Origin of the sequence: Amycolatopsis sp. La24, assembly GCF_029087445.1 — a bacterium.
GTDB lineage: Bacteria > Actinomycetota > Actinomycetes > Mycobacteriales > Pseudonocardiaceae > Amycolatopsis > Amycolatopsis nivea.
Map to the genome: position 1 here is coordinate 29,140 of NZ_JARACH010000041.1, position 12,949 is coordinate 42,088.

Annotated in this window: 11 protein-coding genes; 2 read left to right on the plus strand and 9 right to left on the minus strand. The window is 68.0% G+C overall.

Annotated features, from left to right (window positions below):
• Positions 1–24: 24 nt before the first annotated feature.
• The 6 genes from PUT80_RS30800 to PUT80_RS30825 form a co-directional block, all read right to left on the minus strand.
• Positions 25–1,140, minus strand: a complete 1,116-nt coding sequence (locus PUT80_RS30800; RefSeq protein ID WP_134733213.1) for a Zn-dependent alcohol dehydrogenase — start codon at positions 1,138–1,140, stop codon at positions 25–27.
• Positions 1,141–1,158: 18 nt separating this feature from the next.
• Positions 1,159–2,514 (minus strand): NAD-dependent succinate-semialdehyde dehydrogenase, encoded by a 1,356-nt coding sequence (locus PUT80_RS30805; RefSeq protein WP_275294292.1) that lies wholly within the window; start codon positions 2,512–2,514, stop codon positions 1,159–1,161.
• Positions 2,511–3,215, minus strand: a complete 705-nt coding sequence (locus PUT80_RS30810; protein WP_275294293.1) for a transporter — start codon at positions 3,213–3,215, stop codon at positions 2,511–2,513. Before PUT80_RS30810 ends, PUT80_RS30805 begins: the two co-directional genes overlap by 4 nt.
• On the minus strand, positions 3,212–4,606 hold the full coding sequence (locus tag PUT80_RS30815; protein WP_275294294.1) for a flavin monoamine oxidase family protein: 1,395 nt from the start codon (positions 4,604–4,606) through the stop codon (positions 3,212–3,214). The genes PUT80_RS30810 and PUT80_RS30815 overlap by 4 nt, the downstream gene beginning before the upstream one ends.
• A 180-nt stretch (positions 4,607–4,786) precedes the next feature.
• Positions 4,787–5,710, minus strand: coding sequence for an alpha/beta hydrolase (locus PUT80_RS30820; RefSeq protein ID WP_037810350.1), 924 nt, complete (start codon positions 5,708–5,710; stop codon positions 4,787–4,789).
• Entirely contained in the window at positions 5,703–7,226 is a 1,524-nt protein-coding gene (locus PUT80_RS30825) for an NAD(P)/FAD-dependent oxidoreductase (RefSeq protein WP_275294295.1), read from the minus strand. The genes PUT80_RS30820 and PUT80_RS30825 overlap by 8 nt, the downstream gene beginning before the upstream one ends.
• 165 nt (positions 7,227–7,391) lie before the next feature.
• Between PUT80_RS30825 and PUT80_RS30830 the strand changes: the two genes are divergently transcribed.
• A complete protein-coding gene (locus tag PUT80_RS30830; protein WP_275294296.1) occupies positions 7,392–8,624 on the plus strand; it encodes a helix-turn-helix domain-containing protein in 1,233 nt (410 codons plus the stop codon).
• A 5-nt stretch (positions 8,625–8,629) separates the two neighbouring features.
• Here the strand turns inward: PUT80_RS30830 and PUT80_RS30835 are convergent, their stop codons facing one another.
• Together PUT80_RS30835 and PUT80_RS30840 are read right to left on the minus strand one after the other, a co-directional pair.
• The gene (locus PUT80_RS30835) at positions 8,630–9,937 is read right to left on the minus strand and encodes an MFS transporter (RefSeq protein WP_275294297.1); all 1,308 of its coding nucleotides are present in this window, start codon (positions 9,935–9,937) and stop codon (positions 8,630–8,632) included.
• Between the two features lie 193 nt (positions 9,938–10,130).
• Complete coding sequence (locus PUT80_RS30840) at positions 10,131–10,910, minus strand: SDR family oxidoreductase (protein WP_275294298.1); 780 nt, start codon at positions 10,908–10,910, stop codon at positions 10,131–10,133.
• Between the two features lie 134 nt (positions 10,911–11,044).
• On the opposite strand from PUT80_RS30840, the gene PUT80_RS30845 reads away from it, so the two are divergent.
• A complete protein-coding gene (locus PUT80_RS30845) occupies positions 11,045–11,689 on the plus strand; it encodes a TetR/AcrR family transcriptional regulator (RefSeq protein ID WP_275294299.1) in 645 nt (214 codons plus the stop codon).
• Positions 11,690–12,654: 965 nt separating this feature from the next.
• On the opposite strand, the gene PUT80_RS30850 is transcribed toward PUT80_RS30845, so the two are convergent.
• The gene (locus tag PUT80_RS30850; RefSeq protein ID WP_078870335.1) at positions 12,655–12,933 is read right to left on the minus strand and encodes a hypothetical protein; all 279 of its coding nucleotides are present in this window, start codon (positions 12,931–12,933) and stop codon (positions 12,655–12,657) included.
• Positions 12,934–12,949: the final 16 nt, after the last annotated feature.

The following is a 12,949-nucleotide window of genomic DNA, read 5'->3' on the forward strand; positions in this document are numbered from 1 at the left end:
TCCGTGCCTTTCTTCAGCAGGGCTTCAGTACTTGATCACCGAGCGGATGCCGATGCCGCGCTTCATTTCGTCGAACGCCTCGTTGACCTCCGCCAGGTCGATCACGCGCGTCACCAGCGAGTCGAGGTCGAGGCGGTGGTTCATGTAGTGGTCGACCAGCAGCGGGAAATCGACGTCCGGCTTGCTCGAGCCGTAGTTGGAGCCGACGAGCGAAAGCTCCTGATCGGACATGACAAACGGGTCGATCGAGATCCGCACGCCGTCCGCCACCTGCCCGGCCACCACGGCTTTTCCGCCTCGCGCGAGCACCTCGTAAACCGCCTCGATGGTGCGCGGCAACCCGATCGCCTCGATGGCGACCTCCACCCCGCGTCCGTCGGTGAGCTGGCGCACCCGGTCCGCGAGGTTCTCCCGCCCGCTGTTGACCAGGTCGGTCGCCCCGAAAACGCGGGCCTGCTCGAGCTTCTCGTCGGAAAGGTCCGCGGCGATGATCTTCCGCGCACCGACCAGGCGAGCACCCTGGATCGCGTTCAAGCCAACCCCGCCGCAACCCAGCACCAGGACGGTGTCGCTCGGCCGGATCTGCGCGGTGTTGACCGCCGCCCCGACGCCGGTCGTCACGGCGCATCCGACCAGGGCGGCCTGCTCGAACGGCGCGTCGTTCCGGATCGCGATCGCGGCCGATTCGGGCACGAGCGTGTACTGGCCGAACGTTCCGAGGCCCGCGAAGCTGTAGACGTCCCGTTCGTCCGTCGACGTGACGCGGGTCCGGCCGTCGAACGACAGGTGGTTGGCCGAGTGCTGGCTGACCATGTCGCAGAGGACGGGCCGGCCGCTGACGCAGTAGCGGCATCGCCGGCACGAAGGCGTCCAGGACAGGACGACGTGGTCGCCCTTCGCCAGGGTCGTGACTCCTTCGCCGACGCTCTCGACGATTCCGGCGCCTTCGTGGCCGAGAATCATCGGCGCAGGCGTCTCCCATTCGCCGACGAGGACGTGGAAGTCGCTGTGGCACACCCCGCTCGCTTTGAGCCGCACCAGCACCTCGCCCGGCGGCGGCGTGCTGGGAAGCGAAACACGCTCGACGGTCAGCGGCGCGTCCGGCGAGGTGAAGACGGCGGCGTCGAATTCAACAGTCATCAGAGATTCCCTCCGGGTTCACGCCCGAGCCGTGCGGATGAGCTTCTTGTTGGCGAACTCGTCGATCCCCGCCCGGCCGAGTTCCCGGCCGAATCCGGACCGTTTGACCCCGCCGAACGGCAGTTCCGCGCCTTCGAGGCCGACGCCGTTGACGAAAACCATGCCCGCCTCGATCCGGTCGGCGACCCGCATCGCCTGCTCCGGATCCGTGGTGAACACGTACGAGCCCAGTCCGTACGGGGTGCTGTTGGCCAGTTCGACGGCCTCGGTTTCGGATTCCGCGCGATAGACGGTCGCGACCGGGCCGAACAATTCCTCGGCGGCCGACGGCGAATTCGGCGACACCCCGGTCAGCACGCCTGGCGGGAAGAACGCGCCCTCGCGCCGCCCTTCGCAAACTAGGGTCGCGCCGTCGTCGACAGCCCGCTGCACCTGTGCTTCGAGACGCTCGGCGGCCGCCACCGAGGACAGCGGAGCCAGTCCGTCGGCTGCGGCGAGCACCTTTTTCGTGAATATGCCTAGGAATTCGTCGTAGAGTTCGGCGGCGACGATGACCCGTTTGCCCGCGTTGCAGGCTTGCCCGGCGTTCTCGAATCGAGTGTCCACAGCGGCCTGCGCCGTCGCGTCCAGGTCGGCGGAAGACAGCACGAGGAACGGATCCGAGCCGCCCAGTTCGAGCACTACCTTTTTGAGGCTGCGGCCCGCTTTTTCGGCGATTTCCGCGCCAGCCCGTTCGGAACCGGTGAAGGACACGCCGCGCACCCTGGGGTCGGCGATGGCGTCGGCGGCCTGGTCGTTGGTCGCGTAGACGTTGACGTAGCAGCCCTCGGGACAGCCCGCGTCGGTGAAGATCCGCTGCAGAGCCGCGGAAGATTCCGGACATTGCGGCGCGGGCTTGAGCACGATGGTGTTGCCCAGCACGAGATTCGGCGCGGCGAACCGGGCGACCTGGTAGTACGGGTAGTTCCAGGGCATGATGCCGAGCAACGTGCCGATCGGCTGGCGGCGGACGAACGCCGTGCCCTCCCCCTCGAGCAACTCGACCGGCTCGTCGGCGAGGAACTTGTGCGCGTTCGCGGCGTAGTACGCGTAGATCGACGCGCTGAACTCGACCTCAGCGGCGCCTTCTTCCAGCGGCTTGCCCATTTCCCGTTGTGCGATGCGGGCAAGTTCGCCACTGCGCTCGTTGTGCAACGCAGCGACAGCGTTCAGCACCTCGGCGCGCTCAGCCAGGGTCGTCTCTTGCGACCACTGCCGGTACGCGTTCGCGGCCGTGTCGAGGGCCTGGTCCACAGCCGCGTCAGTCGCGGCCGGATACTCCTGCACCAGCTCACCGGTAGCCGGGTTGACCACGGCGTACAACTGCTTGCTCATGACGGCGCACCCGCTTCCTGCACCGTCTTCACGCCTGAGGCCGCGTTGTAGTTATGCAGCGCGCGGTAAGCGAAGTAGTAGACGAATCCCTGAGTACCCCACGTCGCCAGTGCCGCGGTGTAGAAGAACGTGCGGTTCGCGTCGTCGAACGGGAAGGGAAAGAAGTCGTAGGTGAACGCGATGGTCGTTGCGGCGGCGGTCACCAGCCCGGTCCAGATCGCCGGCCATTTCGCGCCGGCGTTCCAAAGCCGTTTGACGAAGTACGCCAGGAAGACCGCCGTGGCGAGGTTGACTGCGACGTAGAACGCGGCGACAGCGAACGCACCGTGGTCGACGCGGGGGTCTTCGCCGTGGAACTGCCGGAGGAACAGCCCGGCCGCGGTGGCGAGCGCGAACACGCCGACGTCGACAGCAGGGCTCGGCTTGTAGTTCCGGGTCACCTTCATCAGACCCATCACGAGGATGAGCGTGACGCCGAGCGACCGCGAGAACGCGTCGAAGAAATACGCGATGTCGTAGAGGATGCTGCCCGGGTTGGCGCCGAGCAGCGACCAGACGAGAAAGTTGGTGCCCGAAGTCGCGACGACCATCAATTCGAGACCGAGCAGGTAATTGCCGTAGCGGCGGATTAATTTCCAGCCGAAGAAGTAGCCGACGAAAATCATCCACACATCGGCGAGCAGGAAAAGAATGTCCTTCATCGCGCCAGCACCTCCTGGGATTCGCGCGCCACCGCGGCCGCGATGCGCTCGGCGGCGCGCTGCCCGGTCAGGACTGCGCCGTTCATGCAGCCGGCCCACTCGCCCGCGGTTTCGGTGCCCGCCCAGTGGACTCGCCCGTGCGGTTCGGTGAGAGCGGGACCGTAAGTCGTGGTCGCGTAAGGACCGACAGTCGGGTTCGGGCCTCCCGGCGCGAACGGTTCCTCTCCCCAGCAGTGGTCCAGATAGTCGATCGGCGCGCCCGCTTGCGTGCCGTACAGCTGGACGAGCTGTTCGAGGACCATGCTGCGGCGCCGTTCGGGGCTGAACCCGTCGAACACCCGAGGGTCGCAGAACGTCATCAGAATGCCCGGTCCGCCGGCTTCGGGCGAAACGTCGAAGGTGATGAACACGGTCCCGGTATCGGTCAATCCTTCGCCGGAAAGTCCGTTGGCCCGCCAGAACGGCTTTTCGTACGCGACGAATGCCTTGCTCAGGATGCCCATGCGCCAGTTTTTCGCGAGCCCAGCCGCCTGCTCGGGCAGGGCGGGGCTGAATTCAATCTCGGCGCGCTGCGGAGTCGCGACGGTGACAATCGCGTACTTCGCCGTGATTTCTTCCGAATCGGTGCTCACTGTGACGCCGTTTTCGTCTTGCGCAATCCGGCGAACCGGCGTCCCGAGGACAACGCGGTCACCCAGTTGCTCCGCGACGCGCTTGGCGATCTCCTGGGTGGTTTCGACGTACCGTTCCTGTTGCTGGCCGCCCTCCACGTCGAGCATGTGGTCGACCCCGCCCACCGCGCGGATGTAGCGCAAGGCGTGCAGCAGCGAAACGTCTCCCGGGCTGCACCCCCACTGCACCTTGCTGACGATGGTCATCATGGCGCGGGTGGCCGGCGTCGCATGCTTCCGGTCGAGCCATTCGCCGAACGAGATCGCGTCGAACTCGCTTGCCTGGGGAGAATTCCAGGCCGCTTCGACGTCGATGCTCGCGACCAGCTTGTTCAGCGCCAGCTGCACGCGCGCCATGTCGACCAGCACCGCGGGCGAGACCTTGGGAATCGTGCCCTGATAGGTACGGCGCCGCCCGGCCATCCACAGCACGTTGCGGCCTTCGGCGAACTGGGCGGTCAGGGTGCAGCCCGCCCGGCTCGCGAGGTCGCGGATCGCCGTGTGCCTGCGGGAAACCCAGGTCGCGCCGAGATCGACCCGCACCCCGGCCACCTCGCCGGAGAACGACCTGCCGCCGACGCGGTCGCGCCCTTCCAGGACGAGGACGGACTTGCCCATGCTCACGAGCCGGTCGGCGGCGCTCAGCCCGGCGAATCCGGCGCCGACGACCACGACATCGACCGAAACGGCCTTGGTGCGCGTATTCCGGGAACTCGACATGATTTCCTCCTTTGCCCACGCAGATGCGTGCAGCGAGATGTAGTGCGGGTGAGGCCAGCAGCCGCGGGCCGGCCGTCGCGAAGGGAGGGAATTTCGGCTTCTCCGCCCAAATCCCGTCAAAAATCCTCGTGCCGCGAACCGTCCGCGATTAGCGACCCGGCGTACGGGCAGATGTCGCCCTCAGGAGATCCGGGCGTGGTTCCCTCCTTCGGTCACCCGCTTGGCGTGTTCCGCGATGTACTGCGTGATGGGCTCGACCAGCGCCTCGGGGATGTGGTGCCCCATGCCGGGAATGACCACGTGCTGCGCGGAGCGGATCGCCCGCACGGTCGCCGCGCCGCCGCTGGGGGCGACCAGCAGGTCCCGGTCGCCGTTGATCACCAGAGTGGGAGCGGTGATCCGGCTCAGCTGGGCGGTCCGGTCCCCGGAGGCCTGGATCGCCTGGATCTGCCGGGCCGAGCCCGCGGCCAGGTCGCCCGCGGCACGGTCCCAGCCGCCCGCCGCGACGGCTGCCTCGGCCGCGTCGTCGATGGGGTATCCCGTTCCGGCGATGTGACTGGTGATCCGCAGGTGGGCGCGCACCGCCGCGGTCCGGGTCCGCGCCGGCGGGGCCGCGAGCAGCCGCATCGTCGACCAAGCCGGCTGACCGATCTTCTTCGCACCCGTGGTCGAGAAGATCGAGGTCAGGGACAGGACTCGCGCGGGTTCGGCCGCGGCGACCGTCTGCGCGATCATCCCGCCCATGGACCGGCCGGCGAGGTGCACCTGCCCGATCCCGAGGTGGTCGAGGACGCCGACAGCGTCAGCGGCCATGTCCGCCAGCGAGTAGGCGTCCGCGCGGGGGCGGGCGAGCAGCTGCCGCCACAGCGCGGGCGGCGGGGTGGCCGCGAACGTGGACTGGCCGACGTCGCGGTTGTCCAGCGTGACGACGCGGAAGCCCCGGTCCACCAGCGAACTGACGAACGAGCCGGGCCAGAAGGTGAGGTCCTCGCCAAGGCCGGCGATCAGCAGGATCGCGGGATCGGCCCGGTCGCCGTGGTCGCGGAAGCAGATCGTCGTGCCGGACGGCAGGGCCGCGTACTGGTCGATGGCTTCCTCAGACATGGGCTGACCGCCTCTCTCCGGGCAGCGCGACCACGCGGGCGCTGCCGAACTCGAGGTTTTCGTCGGCGACCGGGCCGCGCAGCGCCTTGGCGTCCTCGGGGAACGACATCGCCATCCGCCACGGGGCGGCGGGTCCCTGTTTGGGCAGCCGCTTCTCGGCCCGTTTGGCGTAGCCGGCCTTCAGGTCCATCACCGGCTTGCGCGGCATCCCCGGCACCGCGACCGGGACCACCCGGTCGTGGCCGTGTGCGTCCATGTGCCGGACCAGGTCGATGAAGTAGCGGCACATGAGGCTCACCTTGAGGGTCCAGGACGAGGTCGTGTAGCCGAGCGCCATCGCCCAGTTGGGAATCCCGCTCAGCAGCATCCCGCGGTAGGAGACCGAGTCCGCGATGTCGATTTCGCGCCCGTCGACCACGATCGGCATCCCGCCGAAGAGCCGCATGTTCAACCCGGTCGCGGTGACGATGATGTCGGCTTCGAGCTCCTCGCCCGATTTCAGGACGATGCCGCGCTTGCTGAACCTGGTGATGGAGTCGGTGACGACCGAGGCGGTGCCCGCCGAGATCGCGTCGAAGAAGTCGCCGTCCGGGGCCAGGCACAGCCGCTGGTCCCACGGGTCGTACGGCGGGTTGAAGTGCTTGTCGACGTCGAACCCCTTGGGCAGCCGCTTGAGGTTCTCCCGCCGGATCAGCGCGCGCCCGATCTTCGGGAACGCGCGCAGGCCCTTGACGATCCCGTGTTCGATCCAGATGTTCTTGAACCTGGTCGCGGCGTACCCGCGCTTTTCTCCCAGCAGCTTCGTGAGAGTCAACGCGAGCCGGTCGACGCGGGCCAGCGACATGATGTAAGTGGGCGTGCGCTGCAGCATCGTGACGTGCTGGGCAGTTCCCGCCATCGCGGGCACGAGCGTCACCGCGGTCGCGCCGCTGCCGATGACGACGACCTTCTTGCCGCTGTAGTCGAGGTTCTCCGGCCAGTGCTGCGGGTGGACGATCGTCCCCTCGAAGTCTTCGCGGCCGGGGAATTCCGGGGTGAATCCCTTGTCGTAGCGGTAATAACCGGTCGCGGCGAAGACCCAGCCCGCCCGGATCGTCTTCGTCGTGACCGACCCGGTGACCGGGTCCGCCGCCTCGACGCGCAGCGTCCACCGCGAATCCACTGTGGACCATTCCGCCCGGACGACCCGGTGGCGCAGCCTGATCAGCCGCGCCAGGTCGTTCTCCGCCACCGTTTCCTGGAGGTACTCCCGGATCAGCGGAGCGTCGGCGATCGCGGCCTCGTGGCGCCACGGCTTGAACTCGTAGCCGAACGTGTGCAGGTCCGAGTCCGACCGGATGCCCGGGTAGCGGAAAAGATCCCAGGTGCCGCCGATGTTGTCGCGGCCCTCCAGCACGACGAGCGATTTGCCGGGAAGCTCCCGGCTGAAATACGCGGCCGCGCCGATCCCGGAGATTCCCGCACCGATGACGACGACGTCGAACTCCTCGATCGCGTCCGACACCTCATCTGTCATGTCTGCCTCTCCTCGCTGAGCCGGCTGCTGATGTGCGCTCCACTGTCGCGAGACGCGACGCCGGTCACAACGACAGCGGGCACCGGCTTCGCCGGGAGCCGGTGCACGATGCACTCCCCCGGCGCGTGCCGTGCCGATTCGCCGGAGCCGAGGCACACTTCGGGGATGGAAGAGCTGTGGCCCCCGCCCACCGCCGAGGCCGCCGAAGCGATCCGGGCCGTGTGCCAGCGGCTCCTGGCGGACGCCGAAGCGCTGGCCGACGCCGTCTCCGCGTCCACCCGCCGGGTGCAGTACAACCCGATGGCGCTCACGGACGCGTCGCTGGGCGAAGAGGACCACGAGCTCAACCGCTCGGACCTCGTGCAGTGGCTGACCTCGAACATCCAGCGTCCGGGACAACGGGTGGAGCCCTACGTCGGGCCGAGGATCACCGCGTACATCGGCGATCTCGTCGCCCGCGGCATCGCACCCGACTTCGCCGAGGGCTGGCGCGCGGCGCTGGGGCTCGGCTGGCGCCGCTGGCTGGAGGAATGCTCGGCGCACTGCGCGGACCGGGACCTGCTCGTCGACGTCCTGGACGTGTCGGCGAAGTCGCTGATGCAGTACGCGCTCGACTCGGTCGCGACCCTGCACGAGACCAGCCTTGCCGCCGCGATGGGCAACGCGGACGCCGAGGCGATCGCCCTGATCCAGATGATCGCCAGCGGCACGCCGGTGTCGGAGGATCTGGCCGAGCGGCGGTTGCGCTACCGGATGGGGCGGTGGCACGTGGGTCTCGTGCTGTGGGTCGACGATCCCGGCCGGCAGGACTGCCTGGAGGAAGCGACCGCGGCCCTGCGCTCCTCCGACGCGAGCCGGAGCACGCTGGTCGCCCGTGCCAGCACCAGCTCGCGCTGGATCTGGCTGTCCGGAGCGGACGTCCCGGACCTGCATCCGGCGGAGAAGATCTTGTCGGTCAACGAGGTTCGCGTCTCAGCGGGACGGCCGGGACGCGGGCTCGACGGGTTCCGGTCCAGCCACCAAGACGCGCTCTCGGCGCAGGCGCTGATCGTCCGGCTCGGCTCCGACCGCCGGTTCACGGCTTACGCGGATGTCGAATTGATCGACGCGCTCACGAAGGATCGCGACAGCGCACGCCGGTTCGTCGTCAACACTCTCGGTCCGCTGGCCGAAGCCGACCCGGCGCTGCGGCAGGCACTCCTCACCTATGTGCAGTGCGGCTTCAACACCACTCGGGCGGCCGCCAACCTCTACGCACACCGCAACACCGTGGAGCGGCGAGTCTCGCGCGCCAACGAACTTTCGGTCGTCAAGGTCGAGAACAACCCCACGCATGTCGCGGCCGCGCTGCTGGTGCTGGACATCGCGCCGGAAGTCATGGCCGACGGTTCCGACTGAGCTTGTTACTGCTCCAGCTTCCGGAACCAGTGCAGTGCCGGAAGCGCGAGCAGGGTCGCCCCGGCCAGCGCCGCGAACGCGATGGCCGGGCTGGCGACGAGGAAGCCGACGACCGTCGCCAGCAGCACTCCGCCCAGATTGCCCGCCATCCAGATGAGTCCGGCCGCGGTGCTCTCCGCGTCGAGGGCGTGCCGCTCGCTCAGCGAAAGCACGATCGGCAGTGCGGGCAGCAGCACGAAACCGGTTCCCAGCAACGCGAGGTAGGCCATCGGGACACTCGGCACCAACGCCAGGTGCAGGCACGCCACGGCGGTGAACGCGATCCCCGCGCCCATGAGCCCGACCTCGCGGCCCCGCCGATCCGCCCACACCGGCACGACCGCACAGCCGAGCACACCGGCGATCATGGTGAACGCGAGAATGAGCCCCGCGGTGGACTCCGGAATTCCCGCCGGAGCCAGCAACGGTTGCGCGAACGTCGCGAGAGCGATGAACGTGCCCATCGGAATGGCGACCACCGCGCACAACCGGCGGACGTACCGATTCCCGAACGCCGCGCGGAAGGCCCGCAGGCCGCCGCTCGGGTTTGCCTGCGCCGGTGGCAAGCGCAGCGCTCCGATGACGCACAGCCCGGCGTCCAATGCGATCAGCGCGGTGATGAGCGTGAGGGTGCGGATGTTGTTCTCGCCGGGCAGGAACGCGCCAAGCAGATACCCCAGGACCATGCCGCCGAAGGTGGCCGACGACGCGGCGGCGATTCCGGTCGCGCGATCCTTCGCCGCCAGGTAACCGACCGCGAGCCCCGGAATGGCGTTGAGGATGAGCGGCTGGCCCACCGCGGCGACGACCTGTCCGGCGAAGGCCCAGGTGAAGTCGTCGTTGACCAGGCGTAGGAAGGCCCCGCACGCAGTGAGGACCGCACCCGCGATCAGCGCCGGCCGGAGAAACCGGTCGAGCGCGATCCCGGCCGGGATGGCGAGAACGACGTAGATCAACGGGAAAACCTGGGACAGCCACCCGATCTCCCCGACGGAAACCCCGAAATGCCGCGCGGCATCCGCGGTCACCGGCGCGTAATTCACGAAAAGCGCCTGGCTCGCGGCGGCGAGCAACCCGTAGGCGAGAAAGACCGACCACCGGCTCTTCACCTGCGGCAGCGCCGTGGGGATCTTGCGCACGACCCGGGCCTTGCGAGGCCGCGCCTGCAGACCGAACGACTCGTCACGCCTGCGGGCATTGCTTCCGATCAAAACGGTGGCGACCGCGACCACGCCTGCGGCGGCAGCACCACGCACTCGTCGTTGAGTGGGCATCTGAGTGTCCTTGTCGGTCGAACGTGAGGACTCACTGTCGCCATCGCGTTCGCCCTTGGGTACGACACCCTGCACCCCGATTCGAGCCAGACGGTGCACCCGGCACCACCCGACGGAACGACTACGGCCGTTGAGGCACGAAACGGTCAGCGGGCAAGCCAGGAGTCGCCCGACCCGGTCTTGTCCGGAATGCTCACGCCGCCTCGGCCTGCAGGGCGGGACCAAGGAGGAGCCCGCCGTCGATGACGTACTCCGACCCCGTGACGAACGACGCGTCCGACGACGCGAGGAACAGCAGAAGACGGCTGACGTCAGCAGGCTCCCCGAGCCGTGGGACAGCGAACGGCTCAGGCGAGTAGAAATCGGCGATCGCCACCGCGGCACCGACTGCCGGTTCGTGGATGAACGGAGTCGAGATCACGCCGGGATGGATGGTGTTCACGCGGATGCCGTCGCGGCCAAGCTCGAGCGCGGCCGTCTGGGTGAGACCTCGCACGGCCCACTTGCTGGCGACGTACGGCGCGTAGTGCGCTGTGCCGCCCAGGCCCATCACCGAGGCGATGTTGACGATGGCTCCCCCAGCCGCGCGGCGCAGAGCGGGGGCTGCGGCCTTGATGCCGAGGAAGGTCCCGGTGAGGTTGATGTCGAGGATGCGCGACCACGTGGCCTGGTCCGTGTTTTCGATTGTCGCAGGCGGATTCTGCACACCCGCGTTGTTGACGAGGACGTTCAGCGCCCCGAAAGCGTTCTCCGCGGCCAGCACAGCGGCGGACCACGAGCTCTCGTCTGCAACGTCAAGACGGACGAAGCGTGCGCGCGTCCCGAGCTCGTCGACGAGCGCGGCACCGCGTTCCGCATTGAGGCCGCCGATCACCACGTTCGCTCCCTCCGCGTGAAAGGCGCGCACGTGGTTCGAGCCCTGGCCGCCGGTCCCGCCGGTAACGAGCACGGTCTGATTTTCGAAGCGGGGCATCAGATGTTCCTTCGGTACGAGGGGAATGGCCGGCTTCGATGAGCGACAGCCGATGGTGAGCCGGTTGACTCACCTCTCCGAGGCTAGGTCGGCGGCAGTGGCGAGTCAAGCCACTCACCTCGTATGCTCGGCTCATGAGCAAGGTCGTGCCGACGTATCACCAGCGCGTCGCCCAGGAGAAGCGCGCGCTGATCGTGACGGCCGCGACCGCCCTGTTTCTCGAGTTGGGCTACGACCGGACATCGCTGGCGCGGATCGCGGAGCGCTCGGGCGTTTCGCGGGCCACTTTGTTCAAGCAGTTCCCGAGCAAAGCCGCGCTGTTCGACGCCATCGTGACCGAGTCCTGGTCGACCGCTGACGAGGTGGATCCCCCGCCGCCGGGCAACGTCGTCGACGGGCTCGGCATCATCGGCCGCCGTTACGCCGAACTGCTCGGCCGCGCCCAGATGACCGACCTGTTCAGGATCGTCATCGCCGAACTGCCGCGGTTCCCCGAACTGGCCCATGCGCAGTTCTCGCAGGGAAAGATGCCCTACTTCGAGTCCGTGCGCAGCTACCTCCTGGCCGAACACGAGGCGGGCACGGTGCGGATCGAGGACGCGGACCTCGCGGCCACCCAGTTCCTGGGCATGATCTCGAACTACGTCTTCTGGCCGACGCTCCTGGTGCCAGGCTGGGAAGTGAGCGCCGAACGCGTCGCGCAGGTAGTCGACGAGGCCGTCCGCACCATCGCCGCCCGGTACGCCGTGACCGGGCCCGGGGCGTCCGCCGACGACTGAGTCCGCCGTGAAACTCGTGCCGCCGCGACGCCGTGTACTCCACTTCGAACGCCCGCATCAACACATACATGAAGGCCACCGAACTGAAGCGCTCGCCCAGCAGAGTCCGCGCCTCGCGCGCGACCTCGGTCGCACCACATCAGCGAGCCACAGCTCCAGAAGGCGATATCCGTTGGCACGGCGCGACCGCACCCAGCGCAGGCATCGTGCCGGATACGCTCACAGTCGCCATTGAAGCTTCATGGATGCGGCAAATCGCGCGCGGACCTCGGCCGTCTGATGCTCGTTTCGGCCGTAGTCCCGCAATTTCGGCTGGGCTGGTTTCCCGCGTCCACCACCGGTGCTGGCGCGGACGTCGGGAATACGGCGTCCTCCGAAACCCCACCCAGCCCGATCTCCGCGCTGGAGTCACGCATCGGCAATGTCGTGAACGCCCTGTGCGGCCTTCCGATGCATAACGAGGTGAAGAACGTGAAGCTGTCGTTTTCCGGATTGGCCGCCCCGGACCTGGACGGCCGTTCGCGAACGGAAGTGTTCGTCAACGTGGAAGCCGATCTCACGGTGCTGGACGGCGGCCGGGAGGTTCTCCGGGCAGGTGCCTTCCCGGTGGTGGAACTCGCGTCAGCATTGTGTGCTTGGAAGGCGCTGCCATCGGATGACCGCGGTGATTTCACGTTCACGAGCCTGTCGCTGGAAGGCCACTGGCGGCTGCGACTGCTCCGTTCAACTGACGGCTGGCACGTAGTAGACGACGGCGATCCCGACGCCTTCGCCGGTGCGCCTCATTCCGCCGTCTTCACCGGTGCGCCCGCTCTGCCGCTGAGGTCGACGCCGCGATCGACGAATTCGCTACCCGTTTGCGGGGCGACTGCCTACGGCTGCTCGGCCCATGGATCGAGCCCTACTTCGACTAAGACACCGATAGCCGGTTCAGGGGCGCGGTCGCCCGTCGTGCAGTGTCTAAATCAGCGGGCAAGCCACGGAGCGAGCAGCTTCTCCAGCGCATCGTCCGACAGCGCCGCCGCTCCACCATGGAATTCGTGCCACCGCGACGCCTCGCGGGCCGCGTGGTAGTCGACCTCGAAGGCGCGCATCAGGACGTACATGAAGCTTCCCGAGTCGAACCGCTCGCCCAGCAGGGTACGAGCCGTCCGGGCCACGTCCACCGCGGTGTGAGGGCCGTTGACATCAGCCAGCTTCAGTTCCTCAGCCGCCGGATCGAGCAGGCTCGGCGCACACAACAAGACAACTACTCCACTC

What these genes read in the sequence shown, in the direction of transcription:
- PUT80_RS30800 (WP_134733213.1), bottom strand. Translation starts at nt 1,140, where the DNA reads ATGACTGTTGAATTCGACGCCGCCGTCTTCACCTCGCCGGACGCGCCG.
- PUT80_RS30805 (WP_275294292.1), bottom strand. Translation starts at nt 2,514, where the DNA reads ATGAGCAAGCAGTTGTACGCCGTGGTCAACCCGGCTACCGGTGAGCTG.
- PUT80_RS30810 (WP_275294293.1), bottom strand. Translation starts at nt 3,215, where the DNA reads ATGAAGGACATTCTTTTCCTGCTCGCCGATGTGTGGATGATTTTCGTC.
- PUT80_RS30815 (WP_275294294.1), bottom strand. Translation starts at nt 4,606, where the DNA reads ATGTCGAGTTCCCGGAATACGCGCACCAAGGCCGTTTCGGTCGATGTC.
- PUT80_RS30820 (WP_037810350.1), bottom strand. Translation starts at nt 5,710, where the DNA reads ATGTCTGAGGAAGCCATCGACCAGTACGCGGCCCTGCCGTCCGGCACG.
- PUT80_RS30825 (WP_275294295.1), bottom strand. Translation starts at nt 7,226, where the DNA reads ATGACAGATGAGGTGTCGGACGCGATCGAGGAGTTCGACGTCGTCGTC.
- PUT80_RS30830 (WP_275294296.1), top strand. Translation starts at nt 7,392, where the DNA reads ATGGAAGAGCTGTGGCCCCCGCCCACCGCCGAGGCCGCCGAAGCGATC.
- PUT80_RS30835 (WP_275294297.1), bottom strand. Translation starts at nt 9,937, where the DNA reads ATGCCCACTCAACGACGAGTGCGTGGTGCTGCCGCCGCAGGCGTGGTC.
- PUT80_RS30840 (WP_275294298.1), bottom strand. Translation starts at nt 10,910, where the DNA reads ATGCCCCGCTTCGAAAATCAGACCGTGCTCGTTACCGGCGGGACCGGC.
- PUT80_RS30845 (WP_275294299.1), top strand. Translation starts at nt 11,045, where the DNA reads ATGAGCAAGGTCGTGCCGACGTATCACCAGCGCGTCGCCCAGGAGAAG.